This window comes from Sphingomonas sp. P2_B6, from assembly GCF_056404755.1.
The window spans coordinates 1-26,957 of sequence record NZ_JBFUDK010000012.1; the positions used below are offsets into that span (position 1 = coordinate 1).

General features: G+C 64.4%; 28 protein-coding genes. 23 read left to right on the forward strand and 5 right to left on the reverse strand.

What is annotated here, in order from left to right; translation table 11 throughout:
* The first annotated feature begins 191 nt into the window (after positions 1-191).
* The 23 genes from ndhC to AC1DX5_RS16545 all read left to right on the forward strand — a co-directional run bounded on the left by ndhC (position 192) and on the right by AC1DX5_RS16545 (position 20,944).
* Positions 192-566: an NADH-quinone oxidoreductase subunit A gene (gene ndhC, locus AC1DX5_RS16435; protein WP_272625746.1), complete on the forward strand. Its 375-nt coding sequence runs from the start codon at positions 192-194 to the stop codon at positions 564-566.
* Entirely contained in the window at positions 557-1,102 is a 546-nt protein-coding gene (locus AC1DX5_RS16440) for a NuoB/complex I 20 kDa subunit family protein (protein WP_372852514.1), read from the forward strand. Before ndhC ends, AC1DX5_RS16440 begins: the two co-directional genes overlap by 10 nt.
* Positions 1,099-1,935, forward strand: a complete 837-nt coding sequence (locus AC1DX5_RS16445) for an NADH-quinone oxidoreductase subunit C (RefSeq protein ID WP_478016408.1) — start codon at positions 1,099-1,101, stop codon at positions 1,933-1,935. Before AC1DX5_RS16440 ends, AC1DX5_RS16445 begins: the two co-directional genes overlap by 4 nt.
* Before the next feature lie 144 nt (positions 1,936-2,079).
* On the forward strand, positions 2,080-3,315 hold the full coding sequence (locus tag AC1DX5_RS16450; protein WP_478016409.1) for an NADH-quinone oxidoreductase subunit D: 1,236 nt from the start codon (positions 2,080-2,082) through the stop codon (positions 3,313-3,315).
* The gene (locus AC1DX5_RS16455) at positions 3,315-3,524 is read left to right on the forward strand and encodes a superinfection immunity protein (protein WP_478016410.1); all 210 of its coding nucleotides are present in this window, start codon (positions 3,315-3,317) and stop codon (positions 3,522-3,524) included. Before AC1DX5_RS16450 ends, AC1DX5_RS16455 begins: the two co-directional genes overlap by 1 nt.
* Positions 3,524-4,192 carry a complex I 24 kDa subunit family protein gene (locus tag AC1DX5_RS16460; RefSeq protein WP_478016411.1) on the forward strand — a complete coding sequence of 223 codons (669 nt, stop codon included), beginning with the start codon at positions 3,524-3,526 and terminating at the stop codon, positions 4,190-4,192. Before AC1DX5_RS16455 ends, AC1DX5_RS16460 begins: the two co-directional genes overlap by 1 nt.
* Entirely contained in the window at positions 4,189-4,356 is a 168-nt protein-coding gene (locus tag AC1DX5_RS16465) for a hypothetical protein (protein WP_465172560.1), read from the forward strand. The genes AC1DX5_RS16460 and AC1DX5_RS16465 overlap by 4 nt, the downstream gene beginning before the upstream one ends.
* Positions 4,357-5,658 carry an NADH-quinone oxidoreductase subunit NuoF gene (gene nuoF, locus AC1DX5_RS16470; RefSeq protein WP_478016412.1) on the forward strand — a complete coding sequence of 434 codons (1,302 nt, stop codon included), beginning with the start codon at positions 4,357-4,359 and terminating at the stop codon, positions 5,656-5,658.
* Positions 5,655-6,275, forward strand: coding sequence for a hypothetical protein (locus AC1DX5_RS16475; RefSeq protein ID WP_478016413.1), 621 nt, complete (start codon positions 5,655-5,657; stop codon positions 6,273-6,275). The genes nuoF and AC1DX5_RS16475 overlap by 4 nt, the downstream gene beginning before the upstream one ends.
* Positions 6,276-6,359: 84 nt before the next feature.
* Positions 6,360-7,022: a hypothetical protein gene (locus tag AC1DX5_RS16480; RefSeq protein WP_478016414.1), complete on the forward strand. Its 663-nt coding sequence runs from the start codon at positions 6,360-6,362 to the stop codon at positions 7,020-7,022.
* A 14-nt stretch (positions 7,023-7,036) separates the two neighbouring features.
* A complete protein-coding gene (gene nuoG / locus AC1DX5_RS16485) occupies positions 7,037-9,037 on the forward strand; it encodes an NADH-quinone oxidoreductase subunit NuoG (RefSeq protein ID WP_478016415.1) in 2,001 nt (666 codons plus the stop codon).
* Positions 9,034-10,212, forward strand: coding sequence for an NADH-quinone oxidoreductase subunit NuoH (gene nuoH / locus AC1DX5_RS16490; RefSeq protein ID WP_478016416.1), 1,179 nt, complete (start codon positions 9,034-9,036; stop codon positions 10,210-10,212). Before nuoG ends, nuoH begins: the two co-directional genes overlap by 4 nt.
* Positions 10,209-10,694, forward strand: coding sequence for an NADH-quinone oxidoreductase subunit NuoI (gene nuoI, locus AC1DX5_RS16495; RefSeq protein ID WP_372852491.1), 486 nt, complete (start codon positions 10,209-10,211; stop codon positions 10,692-10,694). Before nuoH ends, nuoI begins: the two co-directional genes overlap by 4 nt.
* 33 nt (positions 10,695-10,727) lie before the next feature.
* A complete protein-coding gene (locus AC1DX5_RS16500) occupies positions 10,728-11,339 on the forward strand; it encodes an NADH-quinone oxidoreductase subunit J (protein ID WP_465172566.1) in 612 nt (203 codons plus the stop codon).
* Between the two features lie 139 nt (positions 11,340-11,478).
* Positions 11,479-11,784 (forward strand): NADH-quinone oxidoreductase subunit NuoK, encoded by a 306-nt coding sequence (gene nuoK, locus AC1DX5_RS16505; RefSeq protein WP_372852487.1) that lies wholly within the window; start codon positions 11,479-11,481, stop codon positions 11,782-11,784.
* A 4-nt stretch (positions 11,785-11,788) separates the two neighbouring features.
* Positions 11,789-13,864, forward strand: coding sequence for an NADH-quinone oxidoreductase subunit L (nuoL, locus tag AC1DX5_RS16510; protein WP_478016417.1), 2,076 nt, complete (start codon positions 11,789-11,791; stop codon positions 13,862-13,864).
* Positions 13,861-15,393, forward strand: coding sequence for an NADH-quinone oxidoreductase subunit M (locus AC1DX5_RS16515; protein WP_465176162.1), 1,533 nt, complete (start codon positions 13,861-13,863; stop codon positions 15,391-15,393). Before nuoL ends, AC1DX5_RS16515 begins: the two co-directional genes overlap by 4 nt.
* Positions 15,390-16,829, forward strand: a complete 1,440-nt coding sequence (gene nuoN, locus AC1DX5_RS16520; protein WP_465176163.1) for an NADH-quinone oxidoreductase subunit NuoN — start codon at positions 15,390-15,392, stop codon at positions 16,827-16,829. Before AC1DX5_RS16515 ends, nuoN begins: the two co-directional genes overlap by 4 nt.
* 47 nt (positions 16,830-16,876) lie before the next feature.
* Positions 16,877-17,626, forward strand: coding sequence for a biotin--[acetyl-CoA-carboxylase] ligase (locus tag AC1DX5_RS16525; protein ID WP_478016418.1), 750 nt, complete (start codon positions 16,877-16,879; stop codon positions 17,624-17,626).
* A 101-nt stretch (positions 17,627-17,727) separates the two neighbouring features.
* Positions 17,728-18,510 carry a type III pantothenate kinase gene (locus tag AC1DX5_RS16530; protein ID WP_465172571.1) on the forward strand — a complete coding sequence of 261 codons (783 nt, stop codon included), beginning with the start codon at positions 17,728-17,730 and terminating at the stop codon, positions 18,508-18,510.
* Positions 18,511-18,639: 129 nt separating this feature from the next.
* Entirely contained in the window at positions 18,640-20,277 is a 1,638-nt protein-coding gene (locus tag AC1DX5_RS16535; RefSeq protein ID WP_478016419.1) for a ribonuclease J, read from the forward strand.
* A 4-nt stretch (positions 20,278-20,281) separates the two neighbouring features.
* Positions 20,282-20,563: a DUF1467 family protein gene (locus AC1DX5_RS16540; RefSeq protein ID WP_478016420.1), complete on the forward strand. Its 282-nt coding sequence runs from the start codon at positions 20,282-20,284 to the stop codon at positions 20,561-20,563.
* Between the two features lie 63 nt (positions 20,564-20,626).
* Positions 20,627-20,944 carry a GIY-YIG nuclease family protein gene (locus AC1DX5_RS16545; protein ID WP_465176165.1) on the forward strand — a complete coding sequence of 106 codons (318 nt, stop codon included), beginning with the start codon at positions 20,627-20,629 and terminating at the stop codon, positions 20,942-20,944.
* A 68-nt stretch (positions 20,945-21,012) separates the two neighbouring features.
* Here AC1DX5_RS16545 and bfr read toward each other — a convergent pair whose 3' ends face one another.
* The 5 genes from bfr to AC1DX5_RS16570 form a co-directional block, all read right to left on the reverse strand.
* On the reverse strand, positions 21,013-21,498 hold the full coding sequence (gene bfr / locus AC1DX5_RS16550) for a bacterioferritin (protein ID WP_465172575.1): 486 nt from the start codon (positions 21,496-21,498) through the stop codon (positions 21,013-21,015).
* Positions 21,499-21,595: 97 nt separating this feature from the next.
* A complete protein-coding gene (locus tag AC1DX5_RS16555) occupies positions 21,596-21,766 on the reverse strand; it encodes a (2Fe-2S)-binding protein (protein WP_372852469.1) in 171 nt (56 codons plus the stop codon).
* A gap of 78 nt (positions 21,767-21,844) precedes the next feature.
* Positions 21,845-23,116 carry a DUF418 domain-containing protein gene (locus AC1DX5_RS16560; protein WP_478016421.1) on the reverse strand — a complete coding sequence of 424 codons (1,272 nt, stop codon included), beginning with the start codon at positions 23,114-23,116 and terminating at the stop codon, positions 21,845-21,847.
* Between the two features lie 114 nt (positions 23,117-23,230).
* Positions 23,231-25,447, reverse strand: a complete 2,217-nt coding sequence (gene purL, locus AC1DX5_RS16565) for a phosphoribosylformylglycinamidine synthase subunit PurL (RefSeq protein WP_478016422.1) — start codon at positions 25,445-25,447, stop codon at positions 23,231-23,233.
* A 224-nt stretch (positions 25,448-25,671) separates the two neighbouring features.
* A complete protein-coding gene (locus tag AC1DX5_RS16570) occupies positions 25,672-26,748 on the reverse strand; it encodes a radical SAM/SPASM domain-containing protein (protein WP_465173892.1) in 1,077 nt (358 codons plus the stop codon).
* Between the last annotated feature and the right edge of the window lie 209 nt (positions 26,749-26,957).

Consider the following 26,957-nt stretch of genomic DNA (forward strand, 5'->3'; position numbering starts at 1 on the left):
GAGGGGCTTGAAGCGCGGAACATCTGTCCCGCGCTTCAAGCCCCTCCACCACTTCGTGGTCCCCCTCCCCGAGCAAGCTCGGGGAGGAATAGAGGTCAGTTTTTGCGAGTGATTCTCACTCCTCGCGGCCTTGCCCAATAGGGGTCATCGTCCTAAAGCCGCGCCAATCATTCGCACCTGCGAGAAGCCCATTGGTCGACCTGTCGCAATATCTGCCGATCCTGCTGTTCCTTGGCGTCGCGATCGTGCTGTCCAGCGCGTTCGTGTTCCTGCCGATCATCGCCGCGCGCTTCACCGGCGCGCACAAGCCGACGCCCGAAAAGCTGACCGAATATGAATGCGGTTTCCCCGCCTTCGAGGATTCGCGCAGCCAGTTCGACGTGCGCTTCTATCTCGTCGCCATCCTGTTCATCATCTTCGATCTCGAAGCCGCGTTTCTCTATCCCTGGGCGGTCAGCGTCTTCTCGCTCGGCTGGACGGCATGGTTCGCGATGATGGGCTTCATTGCCGAACTCGCGCTCGGCCTCGTCTATGCATGGAAGAAGGGAGCGCTCGAGTGGGAGTAGAACTCACGCCAGCCGCCTCCGGTGGCGCGATCATCCCGCCTGACCAGACGTTCTTCAACGATCTGAACGGCGAGCTGACCGACAAGGGCTTTCTCGTCACCTCGACCGAGGATTTGTTCCACTGGGCCCGTACCGGTTCGCTGTGGTGGATGACCTTCGGCCTCGCCTGCTGCGCGGTCGAGATGATCCATGTGAACATGCCGCGCTACGATCTCGAGCGCTTCGGCGCCGCGCCGCGCGCCTCGCCGCGCCAGTCCGACGTGATGATCGTCGCCGGCACGCTGTGCAACAAGATGGCCCCGGCGCTGCGCCGCGTCTACGACCAGATGTCCGAGCCGAAATACGTCATCTCGATGGGCTCCTGCGCCAATGGCGGCGGCTATTATCATTATAGCTACAGCGTCGTACGCGGCTGCGACCGGATCGTGCCGGTCGACATCTATGTGCCCGGCTGCCCGCCGACCGCGGAAGCGTTGCTGTACGGCATCATGCAGCTGCAGCGGAAGATCCGCCGCATCGGAACGATCGAACGGTGAGGGCGCCGGCGCCGGCCTACACGGCCAATGACGGGGTTATCGATCGCGCGGGTGGGGTGCTCGGCGCGAACCTGGTGTCGTCCCTCGATGCGGTGGGCGAAGTCGCGCTGACCGTCGACCGCGAGACGCTGGTCGAGACGATGGTTGCGCTCCGCGACACGCCCGGCCTCGAATATCAGCAGCTGATGGAAATCGCGGGCGTCGACTATCCGGAGCGGCCCGACCGGTTCGAGGTGGTCTATTGCCTGCTCTCGCTGACCCGCAACCACCGCATCCGGGTGCATGTGCAGACCGATGAGGAAAAGCCGGTGCCGTCGGTGACGGGCATCTGGCCGGTCGCCGGCTGGCTCGAGCGTGAAGTGTACGACATGTACGGCGTGCTCTTCTCGGGCAATAGTGATCTGCGCCGCATCCTGACCGATTACGGTTTCCGCGGCCATCCGCAGCGCAAGGATTTCCCGCTGACCGGCTATGTCGAGCTGCGCTATTCCGAGGAAGCGAAGCGGGTGGTCTATGAGCCCGTCCAGCTCGCCCAGGATTTCCGCAGCTTTGATTTCATGAGCCCGTGGGAAGGCGCCGAATATATCCTGCCCGGCGACGAGAAGGCGAAGCTGCCCGAAGCCAAGGGCGCGCCGACGCCGCTCAAGGCCGACGAGATCCAGAAGGCGGATGCGGCCAAGACCGCCGCCGCTGCGCCGCCGGCGACGCCGAAGGTCACCGAGAGCACGGCGCAGACCGGTGCCGGCAAGGCCTCGCCCGACGCGGAACCCAAGCCCGCCGATCCGGATGTGGTGAAGAAGCCGCGCGCGCCGCGCAAGCCGAAGGCGTCGTGATGGATATTCTTCTTTGCTTCCCCGGCGAAGGCCGGGCCCCAGTTGGGGGACTTTCCTTGGCTGGCGTTGCGCTTCTTCACTTCAACCTTCCCAACTGGACCCCGGCCTTCGCCGGGGAAGAGCTAGTAGTGCCGGGAGGCGCGCATGGCTGATCATCTCGAAGCGATCGAGGGCAGGACCGACGCCGCCGACCCCGAAGTCGGCGATATCGCGATCCAGAACTACACGATCAATTTCGGCCCGCAGCATCCGGCCGCGCACGGCGTGCTGCGCCTGGTGATGGAGCTCGACGGCGAGATCGTCGAGCGCGTCGATCCGCATATCGGCCTACTCCACCGCGGCACCGAGAAGCTGATCGAGCACAAGACCTATATCCAGGCGTTGCCCTATTTCGACCGGCTCGATTACTGCTCGCCGCTCTGCATGGAGCACAGCTTCGTGCTCGCGATCGAGAAACTGCTCGATCTCGAAGTGCCGATCCGCGCGCAATATCTGCGCGTGTTCTTCGCCGAGCTGACGCGCATCTCGAACCACATGCTCAACCTCGGCAGCCATGTCATGGACGTCGGCGCGATGACGCCGAACCTGTGGCTGTTCGAGATCCGCGAGGATTGCCTCAACTTCTTCGAGCGCGTCTCCGGCGCCCGCATGCATTCGGCCTATTTCCGGCCGGGCGGGGTGCACCAGGATACGCCGCTCAAGCTGCTGACCGACATTGCCGACTGGCTCGACGGCCGCCTGCCGCGCCTGTTCGAGGATGCGATCAGCCTCGTCGCCGACAACCGCATCTTCAAGCAGCGCAACGTCGACATCGCGACCGTCAGCCGCGACGATGCGATCAAATGGGGTTTCTCCGGCCCGATGATCCGCGGCTCGGGCATTCCCTGGGATCTGCGCAAGTCGCAGCCCTATGACGTGTACGCCAAGATGGATTTCGACGTGCCGGTCGGCACGCGCGGCGATTGCTACGACCGCTTCATGGTGCGCGTGGAGGAGGTCCGCCAGTCAGTGCGGATCATGAAGCAGTGCCTGAACGAGATGCCCGAAGGGCCGATCGCCAGCCTCGACCGCAAGGTCGTGCCGCCCAAGCGCGCCGAGATGAAGCGCTCGATGGAGGCGCTGATCCATCACTTCAAGCTCTATACCGAGGGCTTCCACGTGCCGGCGGGCGACGTGTACGTCGCGACCGAGAGCCCGAAGGGCGAGTTCGGCGTCTATCTCGTCGCTGACGGCAGCAACAAGCCGTACCGCTGCAAGATCCGCCCGACCGCCTTCTCGCATCTCCAGGCGATGGATTTCATGGCCCGGGGGCACATGCTCGCCGACACCACCGCCATTCTCGGCGCGATGGATATCGTGTTCGGGGAGTGCGACCGGTAATGGACTCGTTCAGCATCATCCATATTCTGATCTACCTGATCCTATTGCCGCTGGTGTTCCTGCCGTCGATTATCGCGGCGGCGCGCAAACACCCGAAATTGCTGGCGATTTTTCTCATCAACCTCTTCCTTAGCTGGACGGTCGTCGGCTGGATCGGCGCCTTGGTTTGGAGTCTCTTGCCGATCTCACAACGCAACGAGTCGATCTGATGGCTGAAGCACCCAAAATCCCCGACGAGGCCGAGACCCGCGCACGCTGGGGTTCGTTCATCTGGACGGCAGAGAACCGCAAGAAGGCGACCGAGATTCTCGGCCGCTATCCCAAGGGGCGCGAGCAATCCGCGTCGCTGCCCTTGCTCGATCTCGCCCAGCGCCAAGTCGGCGCGGAGACGCATACCCAGGGCTGGCTGCCGGTCCCGGTGATCGAATATGTCGCCCGCGAGATCGGCGTGCCCTACATGCGCGTCTATGAGGTCGCGACCTTCTACACCATGTTCAACATGGCGCCGGTCGGCCGCTATCACGTCCAGGTCTGCGGCACGACGCCGTGCATGCTCGGCGGATCGGACGATGTGCTCGCCGCCTGCAAGAATCGTGGCCTGGTCAAGGGCGCGACCACGCCCGACGGCCTGTTCACCTTGACCGAGGTCGAGTGCCTCGGCGCCTGCGCCAATGCGCCGATGGTGCAGATCAACGACGACAATTACGAAGACCTGGATTACGATCGCACGACCGCGATCCTCGATGCGCTGGCCGAGGGCAGGACGCCCACGCCGGGCTCGCAGACCGGGCGCCGCGACAGCTGCCCGGCGGGCGGCCCGACCAGCCTCAAGGAAATGGTCGACGAGAATCACGATTACCGGGGGGAATGGGCATGAAGGGTACGAATCCCATCGTCGCGATCCTCGCGATCATCGGCGGCCTGGTCGTGCTCGGTTTCGTGCTGAAGGTGACCTTCAAGCTGCTCGGCCTGCTGATCCTGATCGGCATCGGCCTCGTCATTTACTTCGCGGTGCAGAGCGCGACGGGGAAGGGCCGCTAGATGCTCGCCGACAAGGACCGTATCTTCACCAACGTCTACGGGTTCCAGCCGTGGAATCTCGAAGGCGCGCTCAAGCGTGGCGATTGGGATGACACCAAGGGCCTGATGGCGCGCGGGCAGGATGCCCTGATCGACGCGGTCAAGGCATCGGGCCTGCGCGGCCGTGGCGGCGCGGGTTTCCCGACCGGCACCAAATGGTCGTTCATGCCGAAGGAGCCCAAGCCCGAGCGGCCGAACTTCCTCGTCATCAATGCCGACGAATCCGAGCCCGGGTCCTGCAAGGACCGCGAGATCATGCGCCACGATCCGCACAAGCTGATCGAAGGCGCGCTGATCGCCGGCTTCGCGATGCGCGCCCGCGCCGCGTACATCTATATCCGCGGCGAATATATCCGCGAGGCGGAGGTGCTCTTCGCCGCGGTCGCCGAAGCCTATGACAAGGGCCTGATCGGCAAGAACGCCTCGGGGTCGGGTTATGATTTCGACGTGTTCGTCCATCGCGGTGCGGGCGCCTATATCTGCGGCGAAGAGACCGCGATGCTCGAGAGCCTCGAGGGCAAGAAGGGCCAGCCGCGCCTCAAGCCGCCTTTCCCGGCGGGTGCCGGCCTCTATGGCTGCCCGACCACGGTCAACAATGTCGAATCGATCGCGGTCGTGCCGACGATCCTGCGGCGCGGCCCGGAATGGTTCGCCAGCTTCGGCGCGGAGAACAACCGTGGCACCAAGCTGTTCCAGATCTCCGGCCATGTGAACAAGCCCTGCGTGGTCGAGGAAGCGATGAGCATCCCGTTCCGCCAGCTGATCGAGGAACATTGCGGCGGCATCCGCGGCGGGTGGGACAATCTGCTCGCGGTCATCCCGGGCGGATCTTCGGTGCCGCTCGTCCCGGCGGCGCAGATCATGGACTGCCCGATGGATTTCGACGGGCTGAAGGCGCTGGGCTCCGGCCTCGGCACCGCGGCGATCATCGTCATGGACAAGTCGACCGACATCGTCCGCGCGATCAGCCGCATCTCCTATTTCTACAAGCATGAGAGCTGCGGCCAGTGCACGCCGTGCCGCGAGGGCACCGGCTGGATGTGGCGCGTGATGGAGCGGCTGCGCACCGGCGATGCCGATATCAGCGAGATCGACACGCTGCAGCAGGTCACCAAGCAGATCGAAGGCCACACCATCTGTGCGCTCGGCGACGCGGCGGCCTGGCCGATCCAGGGCCTGATCAAGCATTTCCGGCCCGAGCTGGAGCGCCGGATCAAGGAACGCGGCGGCGATCTCGCCCCGATGATGGAAGCGGCGGAATGAAGCTGCTGTCGATCGCGCACGTGACGGCCTGTCTCGCGATGACGATCGCCTGGCAACCGCTGCTCGCCCAGTCCCAGCCGGCGCCGAGACTGGCGTATTCGGCCGTTCGCGTGATCGGTTTTTGCGTGGCGGATCGCAGTTCCCCGGCCGCACGGCGGGTCATCGATCTGGATTTTGGCACCGAGACCTATCGTATGGCCCTGGCGACGCTGGTGCAGCCGTCAGACAGCTGCATGCCGCAGGGGCATGTCGTTTATAATCCGGTCCAGCTGGGCGGCGGGATCGCGGAATATTTCCTGGCGTCCCATCTGTCGCGCGGTTCGCTGGAGCGTGAACTGGCGCGAGGTTCCATGGACCGGGAACTGGCGTCCACGGATGCGACTCAACGTCTTGGCGCGTGCATCATCCACAGGTCGCCCGGGAAAGTGGTCGCCTGGCTGAAGTCCGTGCCGGACAGTGCCGAAGAGCCGCGCGCCTTGCGCGCCATCACGCCCGATGCGAGTGCCTGTGTCGCGGCGGTGCATAGCGCGCGTCCAAGCGCCGCCGGGCTCCGCGCAATCCTGGCGCTGACCAGCTACCATATCGCGACGCGGCCCGGCGCCGCGGTGAGGAGCTAGCGCCATGGGCACGATTGAGCTCGTGGGAAGCGGGATGCTGCGCGGCTATCCCATGTCGTTGTCGTCTGTCGGGGGGAAGGCGGAATGAGAATAATGGTCATTGCTGCCGCTATCGCCGCACTGCCATTGGCAGCGGCGGGCGCCGCCGCTGGCGAGCGCAAGGCCGATCCGCGCGAATTCCGCGCCACGGCCGAATGCGTGATGGCGGAAGCGCCCGATCAGGTGCGCCAGCTGCTCGGCAGCTTGCCCGGCTCTTCCGACGAGCAGCGTGCGGCGAAGCGGCTTGCTTCGGTCTACAGCTCGTGCAGCGGCGACTCGTTCGGTCTTTCGCTCAGCAACGGGACGCAGGGTCTCTATAACGGCCGGGCCGATATGGCGGCTGCCGCGACGTCGTTGGCGCTGAAAAGTGGCCGCAGGGCGCTGCGTCCGGGCGAAGTGAAGACGTGGTATCTCGGTTCTATTGCGGGACGGTCGCCGGGCAATGGTTATGACGCGGTCGCGCTCGGCATGCAGGAATTCGGCACCTGCGTGGTCAACGCGGCGCCGGAAGCCTCGACCGATCTCGTTCAGTCGGCGGCCGGCAGCGATGCCGAACGCCGCGCGCTCGATGCGATCAAGCCGGTGCTCGGCGGTTGCGTCGTGACAGGCAAGCCGATCAGCATGAAGCGCGATCAGCTCCGCCTGATGATCGCCGAACCCCTTTATCACGCCATTGTCGACGGCCCTTCGGCCGGCCGGCGCAGCTAGCAAGTACGAAACGCATGCCAAAGCTCAAAGTCGACGGAATCGAGATCGAGGTGCCGCAGGGCGCCACAGTGCTGCAGGCGTGCGAGCTTGCCGGCAAGGAAATCCCGCGCTTCTGCTATCACGAGCGCCTGTCGATCGCGGGCAATTGCCGCATGTGCCTGGTCGAGGTGAAGCCCGGGCCGCCCAAGCCCCAGGCGTCATGTGCGCTGCCCGCCGCGGAAAACCAGGAAGTCTTCACCAACACCCCGATGGTGAAGAATGCGCGCGAAGGCGTGATGGAATTCCTGTTGATCAACCACCCGCTCGATTGCCCGATCTGCGATCAGGGCGGCGAGTGCGACCTGCAGGACCAGAGCCTGGCTTATGGCCGCGGCCATTCCCGCTATGACGAGAACAAGCGGGCGGTCACCGAAAAGTACATGGGCCCGATCGTGAAGACGGTGATGACGCGGTGCATCCAGTGCACTCGCTGCATCCGCTTCGCCGAGGAAGTCGCCGGCGTCGAGGAAATCGGCGCGATCGGCCGCGGCGAGGACATGCAGATCACCTCCTACCTCGAGGGTGCGGTGACGAGCGAGCTGTCGGGCAATGTCGTCGATCTCTGCCCGGTCGGCGCGCTGACCTCCAAGCCCTATGCCTTCGAGGCGCGGCCCTGGGAGCTGAAGAAGACGCTGACCATCGATGTGATGGACGCGGTCGGCACCAATATCCGCCTCGACAGCCGCGGCCGCCAGGTGCTGCGCGCGCTCCCCGTGATCAACGAGGACGTCAATGAGGAATGGGCCAGCGACAAGACCCGCCACGCGGTCGACGGGCTGGTCCGCCGCCGGCTCGATCGTCCGTTCGTGCGCAAGCAGGGCAAGCTGACCGAGGCAAGCTGGGACGAGGCCTTCGCCGCCATCGCTGCGGTCGACGCCGGCTCCAGCGTCGCCGCGATCCATGGCGATCTGGTCGATTGCGAGACGCTCTACGCCGCCAAGGCGCTGCTCGGCGCGATGGGCTCGACCCTGCTCGAAGGCCGTCAGACCGGCATGGCGTATGACGCGTCGTCGCTGTCCGCGGTCAATTTCAACACCACCATCGCCGGCACCGAAGACGCCGACGCGATCCTGCTCGTCGGCACCAATCTGCGCTGGGAAGCGCCGCTGGTGAACACCCGCATCCGCAAGGCGATCAAGAAGGGCGCGAAGGTCTTCGCGATCGGCGAAGAGACCGACCTGACCTACAAGGTCGAATGGCTCGGCAACGACCTGTCGCTGCTCGGCAAGCTACCCGATGGCCCGGCCGAGGCGTTCAGGAATGCCCAGCGCCCGATGGTCATTGTCGGCGGCGGCGCGCTCAAGGGCGGTCACGGTGCCGCGCTCAAGCTGGCCTCGTCGCTGAACCTGGTGCGCGATGGGTGGAACGGCTTCAACGTGCTGCACATGGCGGCGTCACGCATGGGCAGCCTGATGCTCGGCCTCGCGCAAAAGGGCGGTATCGCCGATATCGTCGCGGCCAGTCCCAAGCTCACCTTCTTCCTCGGGGCCGACGAGGCCGATTTCTCGGCTTTCGTCGACAGCTTCAAGGTCTATATCGGCCATCACGGCGACAAGGGCGCGGCCGCTGCCGACGTCGTGCTGCCGGGCGCGAGCTATGCCGAGAAGTCGGGTACCTGGGTCAATCTCGAAGGCCGCGTCCAGCGCGGCGAACGCGCCGTCTTCCCGCCGGGCGACGCCCGCGAGGACTGGACCATCCTGCGCGCGCTTTCCGCCGTGCTGGGCAAGACCCTGCCGTTCGACACGCTCGAGGAACTGCGCGCGGCGATGGGCGTCGACACGCCCGATCTCGCCACGCTCGGCCTGCGTCGCTTTGCCTGGAACGCGCCGGCGCTCGACGCGAAAGGCGAGGGGCCTGTCGGTTACCCGATCAAGGATTTCTACCTGACCAACGCCATCTGCCGCGCGTCCCCGACGATGCAGCGCTGCTCGGCCGAGCTGATCCACGGCGAAGAGTTCGCGGAGGCAGCAGAATGACGGCTCTCTTCGTCTCCTGGGGCATGCAGTTCGAATGGGCGTGGTTCATTGCCACGATCATCGGCATCCTCGTCATCGCCCTGCCGCTGATGCTGGCGGTTGCCATGATCATCTATGCGGATCGCAAGATCTGGGCGGCGATGGCGCTGCGCCGCGGCCCGAACGTGGTCGGCCCGTTCGGCCTGTTGCAGAGTTTTGCCGATGGCCTGAAGGTCTTCCTGCAGGAAACCATCATCCCGACCAGCGCGAACAAGGGCCTGTTCCTGCTCGCGCCGATCATCACCTTCACCGTCGCGCTGATCGTGTGGGCGGTCATCCCGTTCCAGGCGGGCGTGGTGCTGGCGGACATCAATGTCGGCCTGCTCTATGTGCTCGCGGCCTCGTCGCTCGGCGTCTACGGCATCATCCTGGCGGGCTGGTCGTCCAACTCGAAATACCCCTTCTACTCGGCGATCCGCGCCGCGGCGCAGATGGTGTCGTACGAAGTCGCGATCGGCTTCGTGCTGATCTCGGTGGTGATGTGGGCGGGCAGCTTCAACCTGTCGGACATCGTCGTTGCCCAGAAGGGGCTCTACGGCTTCGTCAACGGCTTCTACGCCAACCCGCTGCTGTTCCCGATGGCGATCGTGTTCTTCATCTCCTCGCTCGCCGAAACGCAGCGCGCGCCGTTCGATCTGACCGAGGCGGAGAGCGAGCTCGTCGCCGGCTACCAGACCGAATATAGCTCGATGAGCTTCGCGCTGTTCTGGCTCGGCGAATATGCCAACGTCATCCTGATGTGCGCGCTCAACGCGACGCTGTTCTGGGGCGGCTGGCTGCCCCCGGTCGACTGGGCGCCGCTCTACTACGTGCCGGGCATCATCTGGCTGTTCGCCAAGATGCTGTTCTTCTTCTTCGTGTTCAGCTGGGTGAAGGCTACCGTCCCGCGCTATCGCTACGACCAGCTGATGCGGCTGGGCTGGAAGATTTTCCTCCCGCTCTCGCTGTTCTGGGTGTTCCTGGTGTCGGGCTTCCTGATGCTGACGCGGGTCGGCACCGAGTGCGATCCGTCACAGCGCGTGTATCTCAAGCAATATGCGACGGCTGAGGGGCTCTATCAGGCGCAGCGTCCTCAATATCCTACCGACGGCGCGTGTCGCAGCCAGCTCGTCGTCCAGCCGGAGAAACGCCCGTGAACGTCGGCCAGATCATCAAGTCCTACACGCTGTGGGAATTCGTGAAGGCGCACGCGCTCACCCTGAAGTATTTCTTCAAGGCGAAGGCGACGATCAACTATCCGTTCGAGAAGAACCCGATCTCTCCCCGCTTCCGSGGCGARCATGCGCTGCGCCGCTATCCSAAYGGCGAGGARCGCTGCATCGCGTGCAAGCTGTGCGAGGCGGTGTGCCCGGCCCAGGCGATCACGATCGAGGCCGAGCCGCGCGAGGACGGCAGCCGCCGCACCACGCGCTACGACATCGACATGACCAAGTGCATCTATTGCGGCCTGTGCCAGGAAGCCTGCCCGGTCGATGCCGTGGTCGAAGGGCCGAATTTCGAATTCGCCACCGAAACCCGCGAGGAGCTGATCTACGACAAGGCGAAGCTGCTCGATAATGGCGATCGCTGGGAACGCGCGATCGCTGCGAACCTTGCCGCCGATGCACCGTACCGTTAAGCGCCAGCCGAATCCGAGGGGCCTCCTGATTCCGTGATACAGACACTCGCCTTTTATCTGTTCGCCGTGATGGTGCTGCTGTCGGCAGCGCTGACGATCACCGCGCGGAACCCGGTCCATGCCGTGCTGTGGCTGATCCTCGCCTTTTTCAACGCGGCGGGGCTGATGGTGCTGCTCGGCGCCGAGTTCATCGCGATGCTGCTGGTCATCGTCTATGTCGGCGCCGTCGCGGTGCTGTTCCTGTTCGTCGTGATGATGCTCAACATCGATTTCGCCGAGCTGCGCAGCGGCTTCGCGCGCTACCTGCCGATCGGGCTGGTGCTGGCGATCGGCCTCGCGGCGGAGATCGTCGTCGCGATCGGCGCCTATAGCGCGGGCGCGATCGAGCTCAGCCGCCGCGCGGCGCCGATCGCTGAGGACGTGCCCAACATCCAGGCGATCGGCAACCTGCTCTACACCCGCTACCTGTTCATCTTCGAAGGCGCCGGCCTCGTCCTGCTCGTCGCCATGATCGGCGCCATCGTGCTGACTCACCGCGAGCGTGGCGGCACCCGTCCGCAGAACATCAACCGCCAGGTGTCGCGCCGGCCGCAGGATGCGACCCGCAACACACAGCCTGGCGTAGGGCAGGGGATCGAGCTGTGATCGCGTCCTCCACCCGTCATGCTGAACTCGTTTCAGCATCCATGCGCGTTCGCATCCTCTCGGGTGACGCTCGTGGATCGACTGTCCGCGCATGGACCCTGAAACAAGTTCAGGGTGACGAAGAAGAAGGATCCGGCCTGTGATCGGCCTGACGCATTATCTCGTCGTCGCGGCGATCCTGTTCGCGCTCGGCGTGCTCGGCATCGTCATCAACCGCAAGAACCTCATCGTCATGCTCATGGCGGTCGAACTGATCCTGCTCGCGGTGAACCTGAACCTCGTCGCCTTCTCCGCCTATCTCCACGATCTGGTCGGGCAGGTGTTCGCGATGTTCGTGCTGACGGTCGCCGCCGGCGAGGCCGCGATCGGCCTGGCCATCCTCGTTATCTATTTCCGCGGACGCGGCACGATCTCGGTCGACGACGTCAACCGGATGAAGGGGTAATTCGTTGATCCTCCTCATCGTCTTCCTGCCGCTGCTCGCGGCGATCGTCGCAGGCCTCGGCAACCGGGCACTCGGCAACACCGTCGCCAAGTCGCTCACGACAGGCGCGCTGTTCGTCTCGTGCCTGCTGAGCTGGCCGATCTTCATCTCCTATCTCGGCGGTGCCGAACCCAGCGTCACGCCGGTGTTCGACTTCATCCGCTCGGGGGATCTCGACGTCGCCTGGGCGCTCCGCGTCGATGCGCTGACCGCGGTCATGCTGGTGGTCATCACCAGCGTCTCCGCGCTCGTCCACCTCTATAGCTGGGGCTATATGGCGGAGGATCCGGATCAGCCGCGTTTCTTCGCCTATCTGTCGCTGTTCACCTTCGCCATGCTGATGCTGGTGACCGCGAACAATCTGGTCCAGATGTTCTTCGGCTGGGAAGGCGTCGGTCTCGCCTCCTATCTGCTGATCGGTTTCTGGTTCAAGAAACCCAGCGCCAATGCCGCCGCGATCAAGGCGTTCGTCGTCAACCGCGTCGGCGATCTCGGCTTCATGCTCGGCATCTTCGGCACCTTCCTGGTGTTCGGCACGGTGTCGATTCCCGACATCCTCACCGCTGCGCCCGGCATGGCCGGCTCGAGCATCGGCTTTCTCGGCCAGCGCTGGGATACGATGACGATCCTGTGCCTGTTGCTGTTCGTCGGCGCGATGGGCAAGTCGGCGCAGCTCGGCCTGCACACCTGGTTGCCCGACGCGATGGAAGGCCCGACCCCGGTGTCGGCGCTGATCCACGCCGCGACGATGGTCACCGCCGGCGTGTTCATGGTCTGCCGCCTGTCGCCGATGTTCGAGACGAGCCCGTTCGCGCTCCACGTCGTGATGACGGTCGGCGCCGCGACCTGCTTCTTTGCCGCGACGGTCGGCCTGGTGCAGACCGACATCAAGCGCGTCATTGCCTATTCGACCTGCTCGCAGCTCGGCTACATGTTCTTCGCGGCGGGCTGCGGCGCCTATGGCGCGGCAATGTTCCACCTGTTCACGCACGCTTTCTTCAAGGCGCTGCTGTTCCTCGGTGCCGGCTCGGTGATCCATGCGATGCACCATGAGCAGGACATGCGCTATTATGGCGGCCTCAGGAAACATATCCCGATCACCTTCTGGGGCATGATGGCGGGCACGCTCGCCATCACGGGCGTCGGCATCCCCGCGGTGTTCGGCAATCCGCTCGCGATCGGTTTTGCCGGCTTCCATTCGAAGGACGCGATCATCGAAGCGGCCTGGGCCGCTGGCCAGGGCGGCGCCTCGATCGTCGGCATGATCGTCGCGCTGCTGACCAGCTTCTATTCCTGGCGCCTGATGTTCCTGACCTTCTGGGGCAAACCGCGCTGGGCGCAGTCGGAGCATATCCAGCACGCGGTGCACGACGCGCATGGCCATGGCCATCACGACGATGCGCCTGCCGACGAGACGTCCGCGCACGGCGCGCATCATGACGATCATGGCCATGCGCATGATCATGATGACGGCACCGGCGGCTATCATCCGCATGAGAGCCCGCTGCCGATCCTGATCCCGCTGATCCTGCTGTCGATCGGCGCGGTCGCCGCCGGCTTCGTCTTCCATGGCTATTTCATCGAGCCGACGGCAGGCGAGGACTATTGGAAGGGCAGCATCGCCTTCAGCGAGCATCTCATGCACTCGATGCACGAAGTGCCGCTGGGCGTGAAGCTGTCGGCGTCGGTCGCGATGCTGCTCGGGCTGCTGGGCGCGTGGCTCGCCTATATCCGCAACCCGGATTTCCCGGCGAAGCTCGCGGGGCAGTTCAGCCTGCTCTACGATTTCCTGCTCAACAAATGGTATTTCGACGAGCTGTACAACATCCTGTTCGTCCGCCCCGCCTTCGCCCTTGGCCGCCTCTTCTGGCACCGCGGCGACGAGAAGACGATCGACCGCTTCGGGCCCAACGGCTCGGCCTGGGTCGTCGCGCTCGGCTCGCGGGTCGCCGGCAGGGTCCAGACCGGATATGTCTATACCTATGCCTTCGTCATGCTGATCGGCCTGACCGCCGCTATTACCTGGGCGATCACACGATGAGCGGTTTCCCCATCCTGTCGCTGATGCTCGCGATCCCGGCGATCGCCGCTGTCGCGTGCCTGTTCGTCAGTGCGACCAACGCGCGCTGGATCGCGCTGATCGCGACTCTGGTCGATCTGCTGCTCGGCATCGGTCTGTGGGCGCAGTTCGATATCGGCGGGCCGCAATGGCAATTCGTCGAGGCGCACGAGAATCTGTTCGGTCCGATCGGATGGAAGCTCGGTATCGACGGCTTCGCGCTGATGCTGATCATGCTCAGCGTGTTCCTGATGCCGATCTGCATCGGCGCCAGCTGGGTCGCGATCGAGAAGCGCGTCCAGGAATATATGTGCGCATTCCTCGTCACCGAGCTGCTGATGATCGGCACCTTCGCGGCGCAGGACCTGTTCCTGTTCTATATCTTCTTCGAAGCCGGCCTGATCCCGATGTACCTGATCATCGGCATCTGGGGCGGCGCGAACCGCATCTACGCGTCGTACAAATTCTTCCTCTACACCTTGCTAGGCTCGGTGCTGATGTTCATCGCGATGCTGTGGATGGCGCAATATGCCGGCACCGCCGACATCCCGACCCTGCTCAACACCGATTTCCCGGCGCATGCGCAGACCTGGCTATGGCTCGCCTTCTTCGCCTCCTTCGCGGTGAAGATGCCGATGTGGCCGGTCCATACCTGGCTGCCCGACGCGCACGTCCAGGCGCCGACCGCCGGCTCGGTCATCCTGGCGGGCGTGCTGCTGAAGCTCGGCGGCTACGGCTTCCTGCGCTTCTCGCTGCCGATGTTCCCGGAGGCGTCGGCCGAGTTCGTCTGGCTGATCTTCGGCCTGTCGGCGGTCGCGGTGATCTACACCTCGCTCGTCGCGCTGGTTCAGTCCGACATGAAGAAGCTGATCGCCTATAGCTCGGTCGCGCACATGGCGATCGTGACGATCGGCCTGTTCGCCTTCAACCGCCAGGGCATCGAAGGCGCTATGGTCGTCATGCTCAGCCACGGCCTCGTCTCGGGCGCGCTGTTCCTCTGCGTCGGCGTGATCTACGATCGGCTGCACACCCGCGAGATCGACCGGTATGGCGGCCTGGCGATCAACATGCCGCGTTACGCGCTGTTCTTCATGCTGTTCACCATGGCCTCGGTCGGCCTGCCGGGCACCAGCGGTTTCGTCGGCGAGTTCCTCTCGCTGGCCGGCACCTACAAGGTTTCGACCACCATCACGCTGCTGTGCACCACCGGCATCATCCTCGGTGCCGCGTACATGCTCTATCTCTACCGCCGCGTCGTGTTCGGCGATCTGACCAAGGATGACGTTCGCGCGATGCCCGATCTCAGCTTGCGCGAAATCGCGCTGCTCGCCCCCATCGCGGCGGTGGTGCTGTGGATGGGCGTCTATCCGGAAAGCTTCCTCGCCCCGATGCGCGGTGACGTCGCCACGCTCGAGGCGCGCATCGCCCGCGCCGCGCCCGCCGGTGACTCGCTGCCGACTGCAGGGAAACCTGCCGCCCCCGCCGCGCACCATGGGGAGGCACATCAATGAACGCCTCCCTGCTGATGACCCTGCCGGAACTGGTGCTGACCGCCGGCGCGCTGATCCTGATGCTCGCCGCCGCCTGGGGCGGACAGGCCTCGACCAAGGCCATTTCCTGGACGTCGGTCGCGGTGCTGTTCGGCGCCGGGATCGCGCTGATGGGCCCGGCCTCGTCGGGGGGTGAGGCGTTCGACGGCCTGTACCGCGCCGATGCCTTTGCCGCGTTCGCCAAGGTGCTGATCTATATCGCGGCCGGCGTCGCGATCCTGGTCGCCCCGCGCTTCTTCCAGCAGACCTCGGGCGACGATCTGCGTCCCGAATATCCGGTCCTGATCCTGCTCTCCGCCATCGGCATGGGCATGATGGTGTCGGCCGGCGACCTGCTGACGCTCTATGTCGGTCTCGAGCTGCAGAGCCTTGCCGCCTATGTGCTGGCGAGCTTCATGCGCCGCGACGCGCGGTCGGCCGAAGCGGGCCTCAAATATTTCGTGCTCGGCGCCTTGGCGAGCGGCATCCTGCTCTACGGCATCAGCCTGGTTTATGGCTTCAGCGGCACGACGCTTTTCTCGCTGATCGCCGATGCGTACGGCGCGGGCCATTCGCTCGGCCTGACCTTCGGCCTGGTATTCGTCTTTGCCGGCCTCGCCTTCAAGATCAGCGCGGTGCCGTTCCACATGTGGACGCCCGACGTGTACGAAGGCGCGCCGACGCCGGTGACGACCTTCTTCGCCTCCGCGCCCAAGGTCGCGGCGATGGCCCTGGCGGTGCGTGTCGCGGTCGAGGCGATGGGCCCGGCGACCGATCAGTGGCGCCAGATCGTGATCTTCGCCTCGCTCGCCTCGATCATCTTCGGTGCGGTCGCCGCGATCGGCCAGAGCAACATCAAGCGCCTGCTCGCCTATAGCTCGATCAACAATGTCGGCTTCGCTTTGGTCGGCCTCGCCTGCGGCACCGCCGAGGGCGTGTCGGCGGTGCTGATCTACCTGACCATCTATATCGCCATGACGCTCGGCAGCTTCCTCGTCGTGCTCCAGATGCGCGACCAGAGCGGCCAGCCGGTCGAGACGATCGCCAGCCTCTCGGGCATGTCCAAGACTCAGCCCGGCCTCGCGTTGGCGCTCGGCCTGTTCATGTTCAGCCTGGCCGGCATCCCGCCGCTGCTCGGCTTCTATGCGAAGTTCGTGGTGTTCCAGGCGGCCGTGCAGGCGGGGCTCTTCCCCTTCGCGGTGGTCGGCATCGCGGCCTCGGTGATCGGCGCCTATTATTATCTGCGCGTCGTGAAGACGATGTATTTCGATGACGCCGCGACGGCCTTCGCGCCGATCGACAGCAAGGTCGAGGGCGGGTTGATCGCGGTGGCCGCGACCTTCATTTCACCGATCGGCTATCTCGCCATCCCGTGCCTCGGTGCCTGGGCTGCGGCCGCTGCCAAGGCGTTGTTCTGACGCATAGCATCCGTACCGTCGCGGAGACGGGGTCGACCAACGCCGACATGCTGATGCTCGCCGGCAGCGGGGCCGTCGAGGGGCTCTGGCTTCGCGCCGAGCGCCAGACCGGCGGCCGAGGGCGGCAGGGCAGGGCCTGGTCCTCGCCCGAAGGCAATCTCTACGCGAGCACGCTGGTCCGCCTGCGCCCACACGATCCACAGGCGGCCACGCTGGCCCTGGTGGCCGCTGTGGCGCTGGAGGAGGTCGTTCGCGCCTACCTTCCTTCCCTGTTCCCCCGCGAAGGCGGGGGGGCAGAGTCGCAGAGCGCGTCGCTTGTGGCTCTGGACCCCCGCCTTCGCGCGGGAACGGTGGGGGTCGGTGGGCTGGCGATCAAATGGCCCAACGACCTGCTGCTCGATGGGGCGAAGCTCTCCGGTATCCTGCTCGAACGCGCTGATGATGCGGTGGTCATCGGCATGGGGGTCAACCTCGCGCACCACCCGACCGATCTCGAACGCGCCGCCACCAGCCTCGCGGCGCACGGCGTGGAGCCCGATCCCGCCGACTTCCTCGAAACCCTTGCCGACGCGTTCGAACGCTGGCTCGGCATTTGGCGCGTCGAAGGCCTTGCCCCGATCCGCACCCGCTGGCTGGAACGGGGATATCAGCCCGGCACCGCGCTTACCGCACGCCTGCCCGACGGCAGCGCGATCGACGGCCTGTTTCAGGGCCTGAACGCGGAGGGCGCGCTCATCCTGCGCTTGGCGGACGGATCGAGCCGTGTCATTCACGCCGCCGACGTCTTCCTGATCTGATATGACTCCGTTCGTTTCGAGCGAAGTCGAGAAACAGGGCTTGGCGCCAGGCAAATGTGTCTCGACTTCGCTCGACACGAACGGAAGGGATTGAGGTTCGCATGCTGCTCGCGATCGATGCCGGCAATACCAATGTGGTCTTCGCACTTGTCGATAGCGGCACGATCAAGGCGCGCTGGCGCATCGCGACCGACCCGCGCCGCACCGCCGACGAATATGCAGTCTGGCTCAGCCAGTTGCTCACGCTCGAAGGCTATGACCGAAGCGCCGTCACCGGCGTCATCATCGCCACCGTCGTCCCGCGCGCGCTGCACAATCTCCAGACGCTCGCCCGCAAATATTTCGGCGGCGAGCCGCTGATCGCCGGCCAGCCCCCGGTCGAATGGGGCATGCAGCTCGACGTGGAAGAACCGCACGCCGTTGGCGCCGACCGCGCCGTCAACATGATCGCGGCGCATGCGCTCCATGCCGGTGATCTGATCACGATCGATTTCGGCACCGCGACCACCTTCGACTTTTCGGACTTTCGCGGCGCGTACAAGGGCGGCATCATCGCGCCCGGCATCAACCTGTCGCTCGACGCCCTTGTCACCGCCGCCGCCAAGCTGCCGCGCATCGCGATCGAGGCGCCGGCCAACACCAGCGTCATCGGCCGCGACACGGTCAGCCAGATGCATATCGGCATCTATTGGGGCTATATCGCGATGATCGAGGGGCTGGTCTCGCGCATCAAGGCGGAGGTCGGGCGGCCGGTAAAGGTCATCGCGACCGGCGGTCTCGCCACGCTTTTCGAGAAGCAGACCGACGTTTTCGACGTGATCGAACCCGACCTCACCATTCAGGGGCTGGCGATGTTGTGGGATCGCGCCCATATAAGGGTCTGATGTGCGATCCCGGCAAGGGGTCCCGTGGCGTTACCGCCATCTCCATCGCGATATTATTCAGCGCTGACCGCGCATCCAGTACGTCCCCGCACTCGCGTGGACTCCACGACAAGAAAGAACAAAAACTAAGTGACTCCCAATAACGAACTCCTCTTCCTGGCCCTTGGTGGGTCGGGGGAGATCGGCATGAACGTCAATCTCTATGGCTGCCGCGGCAAGTGGCTGATGGTCGATTGCGGCATCACCTTTGCCGACCCCCAATATCCCGGGATCGATGTGATCCTGCCCGATCTCGCCTTTATCGAGGAACAGATCGACAATCTCGTCGGCATCGTGCTCACCCATGGTCATGAGGACCATATCGGTGCGCTGCCTTACCTCGCCGAGGATCTGGGCGTGCCGCTCTACGCGACGCCCTTCACCGCCGGCCTGATCCACGGCAAGCTCGAGGAAGAGGGTAACGCCGATCGCGTCCGCCTCAACATCGTGAAGCCCGGCCAGCGCGTCGATATCGGCCCGTTCGGCGTGAACTTCGTGCCGATGTCGCACTCGATCCCCGAAGCCAACGCGCTGCTGATCGACACGCCGTACGGCCGCATCTTCCACACCGGCGACTGGAAACTCGATACTGCCCCCGTGCTCGGCCAGCCGGCCACGCCAGAGCAGCTCGAGGTGATCGGCGACGAGGGCGTGCTCGCGCTCGTCTGCGATTCGACCAACGTCTTCAATCCCGAGCCTTCGGGCTCCGAGGCCGAGGTCCGCGTCGGCCTGGCCGACGTGATCGCCAAGGCCAAGGGCCGCGTGCTCGTCACCACCTTCGCCTCCAACGCCGCACGGCTGCACACGCTTGGCCAGGTCGCACGCGAGACGGGGCGCAAGCTCTGCGTCGCTGGCCGCTCGCTCGACCGCATCCTGAAGGTCGCGCGCGCGACCGGCTATCTCAAGGATTTCCCGGAGACGGTCGATCCCGATGCGGCGATGCGCCTGCCGCGCAACAAGGTGCTGATCGTCGCCACCGGCGGGCAGGGCGAGGAGCGCGCCGCGCTGGCCCGCGTCGCCGCCGGCACGCATCCGATCAGCCTCGATGCGGGCGACACCGTCGTCTTCTCGTCGAAGCAGATTCCGGGCAACGAAGTCGCCATCGGCCGTATCCAGAACCAGCTCGCCACCAAGGGTATCGAGATGATCACGGAGCGCCAGGCGCATGTCCATGTCTCGGGCCATCCCGGCCGGCCCGAGCTGGCCGCGATGTATCGCTGGATCCGCCCCGAGATCCTGATGCCGGTGCACGGCGAGATGCGCCATCTGATGGAGCAGGCGCGTTTCGGTCTGTCCGAGGGTATTCCGCGCGCGCTGGTGCAGACCAATGGCGATATCGTCCGGCTCGCGCCCGGCGTGCCCGAGAAGCTCGGCCATGCCCATGTCGGCCGGCTGGTGCTCGACGGCGACGTGATCCTGCCGGGTGACGGCGCGACGATCAACGAACGCCGCAAGCTGGGCCTGTTCGGCCAGATGTCGGTCGCGGTGGCGATCGATCGCGGCGGCAAGATGATCGGCCAGCCCCAGGTCCGGCTTCAGGGCATCCCGGTCGAGGAGGATCGTGATCCCTTCCTCGACGAAGCGATCGACGCGGTCATCGAGGCGACCCGCAAGGGCGGCCGCGACCGCGACCGGCTGCGCGAGGATATTCGCCTGTCGGCCCGCCGCGTCGCGACGCGGTGGACCGGCAAGAAGCCCATTGTCGACGTCTTGCTGATCGAGGCCTGATCCGATGCGCTGGCCGTCGATGCTCGCGATCTACTTCCTGTTCTGGGCCTTGTCGGTCTTCCTCGTCCTGCCCTTCGGGGTCAGGACGGCGGACGAGGCAGGAACCGAGCGCGTGCCCGGCCAGGCCGAAAGCGCGCCCCATGAATTCCGCGTGGGCCGCACGGCGCTGCGGGTGACGATCGTCGCGACCATCCTGTTCGGCATCTTCCTGCTGAATTATTCCTACGGCTGGGTCACGCCCCAGACGCTGGATTTCTACGGCCTGTCGAACGACGCGGCGCGGTAAAAAGGCTGGGTCTCGATCCTCCGTCATGCCGGACTTGTTCCGGCATCCATGTTTCGGCGATAGATGTCGCTCGTGAGAGAACGGCAGCCTTGCGTCTATATCTTGGCCAGCGGCTTTTACGGTCGCGTCTATACGGGGGTAACCTCGAACCTGGTCGGCCGCATCCAGCAACATCGCGACGGCATGTTCGATGGGTTCACCAAACGCTATAATATCAAGCGCCTCGTCTGGTTCGAGGTCGGCGACACGATGGACGGCGCGATCGCGCGCGAGAAAACCATCAAGAAATGGCCGCGCGACTGGCGGATCAACCTGATCGAGCGCGACAATCCGGCATGGAACGACCTTGCGGTGGGGTTCGGGCTGGATCCGCTACCATAACGCTTGTTGCCCGATGGACCCCGGAACAAGTCCGGGGTGACGGTTATTTCACGTCAGGCGTTTCCGCCTCACCCATCCTCATCCGCGGATTTGCTCTGCAGCTGCACATAATTGGCGATGCCCATGCGCTCGATCATCTCGAACTGGCGCTCCAGCGTATCGACATGCTCTTCCTCGCTGTCGAGGATGCGGCGGAACAGGTCGCGGCTGACATAGTCGCGGACCTTTTCGGAATGCTCGATCGCGTCGCGCAGCAGCGGAAGGGCCTCCATCTCCAGCGCGAGATCGGCCTTCAGCACTTCCTCGACCGTCTCGCCGATGCGCAGGCGCCCGAGCAGCTGGAAATTGGGCAGGCCATCGAGGAACAGGATGCGCTCCGACAGCATGTCGGCATGCTTCATCTCGTCGATCGATTCGTGCTTCTCGAACTCGGCCAGCTTGCGCACGCCCCAGTGATCGAACAGCCGGTAGTGCAGCCAATATTGGTTGATCGCGGTCAGCTCGTTCTTGAGCGCCTCGTTCAGATAGTCGATGACCTTGGGGTCGCCCTTCATGTCGTGTCTCCGTAATGCCTGCGTAACCTAACGCAGAACAGGGACTCCGAACAGGCGAAAAATGGCGGAAATCCGCGGTTTTCTATGCCTGCGAACGCTACGCAGCCGCACGTTCCTCGTCGATAATGGCTCGCGCGAACGGCACGCACTGGCCGCATTTCGGCTGGCGGCCGAGCGTCCGATAGGCCTGGCAGGCACTTTTTGCGCCGCCGCGCGCTGCCTCGCGCACATCCTGCTCACGAATCGCATTACAGATACAAACGACCATGGGTGCTCCCTCGCCTGACCCTGATCTAGGGCTAATGCGAACCAGTCGCAAGCGCTTTTGCGCATCAGTCGCAGAAGACTAATTGTCCCCGGCCGCCCCGCGCATGGGCTGAAACCGCATCCGCGCCAGCGATCGCCACAGCCATTCGAGCGGACCGAATCGGAAGCGGGCGAGCCAGGGCTTCGACCAGAGCAGCATCAGCACCCACACCGCGATCACCACCGGATAGAGCTGCGCCCGCGACAAATGCCCGTACCAGCCGAGCCCATAGCCGTAGAACAGGGTGGTGCAGACGATGCTGGTGCCGAGATAATTGGAAAAGGCCATGCGCCCCGCCGCGCCGATCCGCGTGACGATGGCGCCGCCGCGCTGCGCCAGCAGCACGATCAGGCAGGCCCAGCCGATGATCATCAGCGGCCGGAACAGCGTGGGCAATGCCAGCGCGCCGAGCACTAGCGGGAATAGCGCGAAATTGCGCGAGGCCACGTACCAGGCAAGCGCCATATAGGCGGGCACACCAGTCCCGAAGCCGATCGCGATCCAGCGCAGATACCGCCTTCGGTCCCACGCTCCGGTCAGCATCCCCGCTTTGAGGCACGCCATGCCCAGCAGCATATACGCCAGCGTCTCCGCCCCGACAAAGGCGGCGGTCTGCAAAGTCGTCGTCAGCGCCTTGGCCAGCCGGTGCGCCATCAGTGCCGGCCAGGGGCCGCGATGCAGCGCCAGGTCCTTCGCCAGCACCTCGGGCGTCGGCGCGCCGAATCCGCGCTGGAACTCCTGATATTGGCGCACGGCCTCGGCGCTTGGTTTGGGCGCCTGCATCGCGATCTCGCTCGCGCGCACGCTAGCCGTCACGGAGGAAATCAGCGCGAACTCGACCAGCAGCAGGAGGATCGCGATCGACACCAGCTTGTACGGCGCGGCCTTGCGGAACAGATAGGCGATGCAGCCGATCAGCGCATAATGGTGGAGGATGTCGCCCCACCAGAGCAGGATCAGATGCGCCTCGCCGAACAGGAACAGCCAGAACATCCGCGAGAAATGCACCCTGGCCGGGCTGGTCCCCTTGGCCGTCGCCAGGTCGATCACCAGCAGGGTCGAGGCGCCGAACAGGAAGGAGAACAGGCCGCGCATCTTGCCGTCGACCAGCACGAAGTTGAACGCCCACACGGCCAGATCGGCGCCCCTATGCCCGCCAAAGGCCGCCGGGTTCATATAGGCGACCTCGGGCATCGCGAACGCCACGATGTTCATGATCAGGATGCCCATCACCGCGACCCCGCGGATCACGTCGAGCGTCGCAATCCTGCGCGGTCCGGCGAACGCGGCTGCCTCTTCCGTCGTCGTCATGCAGTCCCCCCGGTTTGCACATGTGCGGTGGGGGAAGCTACCGGCCGCAACGGCCAAGGTCCATGCCGAGCTGACGCATTTTCGGACCGATCCGGGCCGGTCTCCGCCAAGGGCTCAGACGATCGTATCGCCCATCAGGGTCGGGAAGAAACCCTCATGCGCCGCGCGCAGATCGGCCAGGGTCACGACATGGTCGTCGTCGGGCAACTCGAAGATCAGCCGGCCGGCAATGGTCCGCCCGATCCGCTCGACCTCGATCCCCGCGGCACCGGCGCCCGCCAGCGTGTCGAGCAGCGCATGGTCGGCGACCGTCACGACATACAGCCCCTGGTCTTCGCCGAACAACGAGCAGGCGACGCCACAGGGCAGGGGGGCATGCAGCATCGCGCCGATGCCGCTCGCCAGCGCCATCTCCGCGATCGCCACCGCGACGCCGCCGTCGGACACGTCGTGCACCGCGGTGAACGCGCCCGAGGCGATATGCGCCCGCACGAACTCGCCGTTCCGGCGCTCAGCGGCGAGATCGACCGGCGGCGGCGGGCCCTCTTCGCGGCCATGCACGTCGCGCAGCCACAAGGACTGGCCGAGATGCCCGCGCCGCGTGCCGACCAGCAGGATCACGTCGCCCGTGCCCTTGAACGCGATCGTCGCCGATTTCGACCAGTCCTCGAGCAGTCCGACGCCGCCGATCGCCGGAGTGGGAAGGATCGCGCTCCCGGTACCGTCGTCATTCTTGGTCTCATTGTAGAGCGAGACATTGCCGCTCACGATCGGGAAGTCGAGCGCGGCGCACGCCTCGGCCATGCCCTCGATGCAGCCGACGAACTGGCCCATGATCTCGGGCCGCTGCGGGTTGCCGAAATTCATGCAGTCGGTCGTGGCGAGCGGCTTCGCGCCGACCGCCGAGAGGTTGCGATACGCCTCGGCGATCGCCTGCTTCCCGCCCTCATAGGGATCGGCATAGCAATAGCGCGGGGTACAATCCGTGGTGATCGCCAGCCCCTTGCTCGTCCCATGCACGCGCACCACCGCGGCATCGCCGCCCGGGCGTTGCACCGTGTCGGCGCCGACCATGTGGTCGTACTGCTCCCAGATCCAGCGCCGGCTGGCGACATCCGGCGAGCCCATCAGCTTCAGCAGATCGGCCGCGATATCGTTCGTGTCGGGCACGTTGGTCAACGGCGCCGCCGGCGGGGTCTTCACCCAAGGCCGGTCATAAGCCGGCGCTTCGTCGGCGAGCGGCCCGAGCGGAATGTCGGCGACGGTCTCGCCCTGCCATTTCAGCACCATCCGCCCGGTGTCGGTGACATGGCCGATGACCGCGAAATCCAGCTCCCATTTGTGGAAGATCGCCTCGGCGAACGCTTCACGGCCGGGCTTGAGCACCATCAGCATGCGCTCCTGGCTCTCGCTCAGCATCATCTCGTACGGCGTCATGCCGGTCTCGCGCTGCGGCACCGCGTCCATCACCAGCTCGATGCCGACCCCGCCCTTGGACGCCATTTCGACCGAGGAGGAAGTGAGGCCCGCCGCGCCCATGTCCTGGATCGCCACGATCGCATCCGACGCCATCAGCTCCAGGCACGCCTCGATCAGCAGCTTCTCGGTGAACGGGTCGCCGACCTGCACCGTCGGGCGCTTCTCCTCCGAATCCTCGGAGAAATCAGCCGAGGCCATGGTCGCGCCGTGAATGCCGTCGCGCCCGGTCTTGGAGCCGACATAGACGATCGGATTGCCGATGCCGGAAGCGGCCGAATAGAAGATCTTGTCCTGCTCGGCGACGCCCACCGTCATCGCATTGACCAGGATGTTGCCGTCATAGGCGCGGTGGAAATTCACTTCGCCGCCGACCGTCGGCACGCCGACGCAATTGCCGTAGCCGCCGATGCCATGGACGACGCCGGCGATCAGGTGGCGCATCTTGGGATGATCGGGCCGGCCGAAGCGCAGCGCGTTGAGATTCGCCACCGGCCGCGCGCCCATGGTAAACACGTCGCGCAATATGCCGCCGACGCCGGTCGCCGCGCCCTGATAAGGCTCGATGTACGATGGGTGGTTGTGGCTCTCCATCTTGAAGATCGCCGCTTGCCCGTCGCCGATATCGATCACGCCCGCATTCTCGCCCGGGCCGCAGATCACCTGCGGGCCGGTGGTCGGCAGCTTCTTCAGATGGATGCGGCTGGATTTGTACGAGCAATGCTCGGACCACATCACCGAGAAGATGCCAAGCTCGGTCAGGTTCGGCTCGCGCCCCATGGCGTGCAGCACGCGCTCATATTCTTCCACGGAAAGCCCATGCTGGGCGACGATCTCGGGGGTGATCTGGCTCATGCCCGCGGGCTTTAGCGGGGGAGGGCGGCAGGGGCTAGGGGCGTCGATAGGAGCAACAGCTATCGAAACGGCAAAATTGCGTGGTGTCACGGGAGAGCCGGGTTACGGCTTAACTTACGGGGCAAAGCCCGACGGCTCGCTGGGGCTGCTATCTATGAGGGAGATGAGGTGGCTCGATGCGTCTTCCACGAATCATCAGCCTTGAGGTTCGTAGCTGGGCTGCCCTACGCGTCGGCAGAGCCAGAGAAGAACTCAAGCCCGGCTCCTTCGGCGATTGACCGGGCCTCATTGACGGCGTCGACAAACTGTTGCTGGGTCACAGGGTCGCTAAACAGACTTTCACTTCGATAAAAGTCAAAATAGCTGCGCCACTGCTCTCCCGTTGGCTTATTTAGGTGAGTAACAAACATCATGCCAAAACCCAATTCCACCGCTAATCGTGCGGCGGCTACAAGCTGATCAATATTGGACTTGCAGGCCACGAAATACCAGCCCAGACGAGGCATGTTAACCCCGAGTCTGGCTTTCTCTTCATTAATGGCTTGGATGCCCAGCATCGTCTTTTCTATCGTTCCACCTTTGTGTAAATACGCGTAGGTATCCGGCTCGGTTGCATCAATTGAAAGCATGATCTTGTCAACGCCGAGGTCGACAAGTTCAGCAGCGCGCTCCGGAGTAATTAGCTGCCCGGTGGTATTGAACATAAAGCGACATCCGTTCGCCTTGATTTCGCGAACCATTTCGATGAACCGTTTGTGTAGCATGCATTCGCCATTCTCATGGCCGATAACCTCAAGTGCGGTTCTAAATAGGGGCTTGACCTTGTCGAAAACGGAGTCGGGCATATGGCCGAGGCCGTATTGCATATCGGAATGATAAACAAAGCATTTCTGGCAACGAATATGACACTTTGAGCTCATATCCATAACAATGACTATGGGGCCCGTGTTGGGATTAACGACGCCGCCAGACCACGAATCATAAACGTCATAATAATTCGCAACTTTATCAAAACCAAAATCTCCGCCAATATTACGCCCAAAGCTATTCAAATGATCTATTGTGCGTGTCGGCGAAGAAAAGCATGAGCGGCAGGCGGCATTTAATCGGCTGCCCTGTGCCACCGAATCCCTTACGCTCTGAAAGGAGGCGCCGTTCCACAAACTCCGTATGTCGGAGATGGAATCGAGCGAGCCCATATTCTGAGGCCCACGAATGCAAGGCCTGGTTACTTGACCATCCCATTGGACGTATAGAGTGGTCCAAGGCTGACTGCAGAACGGTAATTTCTCAGTTTCCATGGCTGGAGCATGCCAAAATCTTGATACGCCAGCAAGCAGTACGCGACGCGTGATCGCGAATATGGACAGCTTACGCAGTCCGTCGGCATGTCGATGCCATGACGCTGCCGCGAGGTTTTTCGAGCCCGAGAATGTGTCCGCCCAGGTCCGCGATGGGCGCGCCGGCGTGAATTCCGACGATTTCAGTGCGCTGACGTCGACCACCCCGG

What these genes read in the sequence shown, in the direction of transcription:
- nuoN (WP_465176163.1), top strand. Translation starts at nt 15,390, where the DNA reads ATGAACGCCTCCCTGCTGATGACCCTGCCGGAACTGGTGCTGACCGCC.
- AC1DX5_RS16525 (WP_478016418.1), top strand. Translation starts at nt 16,877, where the DNA reads ATGCTGATGCTCGCCGGCAGCGGGGCCGTCGAGGGGCTCTGGCTTCGC.
- bfr (WP_465172575.1), bottom strand. Translation starts at nt 21,498, where the DNA reads ATGAAGGGCGACCCCAAGGTCATCGACTATCTGAACGAGGCGCTCAAG.
- AC1DX5_RS16455 (WP_478016410.1), top strand. Translation starts at nt 3,315, where the DNA reads ATGGACTCGTTCAGCATCATCCATATTCTGATCTACCTGATCCTATTG.
- AC1DX5_RS16460 (WP_478016411.1), top strand. Translation starts at nt 3,524, where the DNA reads ATGGCTGAAGCACCCAAAATCCCCGACGAGGCCGAGACCCGCGCACGC.
- AC1DX5_RS16555 (WP_372852469.1), bottom strand. Translation starts at nt 21,766, where the DNA reads ATGGTCGTTTGTATCTGTAATGCGATTCGTGAGCAGGATGTGCGCGAG.
- AC1DX5_RS16545 (WP_465176165.1), top strand. Translation starts at nt 20,627, where the DNA reads ATGTCGCTCGTGAGAGAACGGCAGCCTTGCGTCTATATCTTGGCCAGC.
- AC1DX5_RS16480 (WP_478016414.1), top strand. Translation starts at nt 6,360, where the DNA reads ATGAGAATAATGGTCATTGCTGCCGCTATCGCCGCACTGCCATTGGCA.
- AC1DX5_RS16530 (WP_465172571.1), top strand. Translation starts at nt 17,728, where the DNA reads ATGCTGCTCGCGATCGATGCCGGCAATACCAATGTGGTCTTCGCACTT.
- AC1DX5_RS16540 (WP_478016420.1), top strand. Translation starts at nt 20,282, where the DNA reads ATGCGCTGGCCGTCGATGCTCGCGATCTACTTCCTGTTCTGGGCCTTG.
- AC1DX5_RS16465 (WP_465172560.1), top strand. Translation starts at nt 4,189, where the DNA reads ATGAAGGGTACGAATCCCATCGTCGCGATCCTCGCGATCATCGGCGGC.
- nuoF (WP_478016412.1), top strand. Translation starts at nt 4,357, where the DNA reads ATGCTCGCCGACAAGGACCGTATCTTCACCAACGTCTACGGGTTCCAG.
- AC1DX5_RS16515 (WP_465176162.1), top strand. Translation starts at nt 13,861, where the DNA reads ATGAGCGGTTTCCCCATCCTGTCGCTGATGCTCGCGATCCCGGCGATC.
- AC1DX5_RS16475 (WP_478016413.1), top strand. Translation starts at nt 5,655, where the DNA reads ATGAAGCTGCTGTCGATCGCGCACGTGACGGCCTGTCTCGCGATGACG.
- AC1DX5_RS16570 (WP_465173892.1), bottom strand. Translation starts at nt 26,748, where the DNA reads ATGGAAACTGAGAAATTACCGTTCTGCAGTCAGCCTTGGACCACTCTA.
- AC1DX5_RS16450 (WP_478016409.1), top strand. Translation starts at nt 2,080, where the DNA reads ATGGCTGATCATCTCGAAGCGATCGAGGGCAGGACCGACGCCGCCGAC.
- purL (WP_478016422.1), bottom strand. Translation starts at nt 25,447, where the DNA reads ATGAGCCAGATCACCCCCGAGATCGTCGCCCAGCATGGGCTTTCCGTG.
- nuoG (WP_478016415.1), top strand. Translation starts at nt 7,037, where the DNA reads ATGCCAAAGCTCAAAGTCGACGGAATCGAGATCGAGGTGCCGCAGGGC.
- AC1DX5_RS16560 (WP_478016421.1), bottom strand. Translation starts at nt 23,116, where the DNA reads ATGACGACGACGGAAGAGGCAGCCGCGTTCGCCGGACCGCGCAGGATT.
- nuoH (WP_478016416.1), top strand. Translation starts at nt 9,034, where the DNA reads ATGACGGCTCTCTTCGTCTCCTGGGGCATGCAGTTCGAATGGGCGTGG.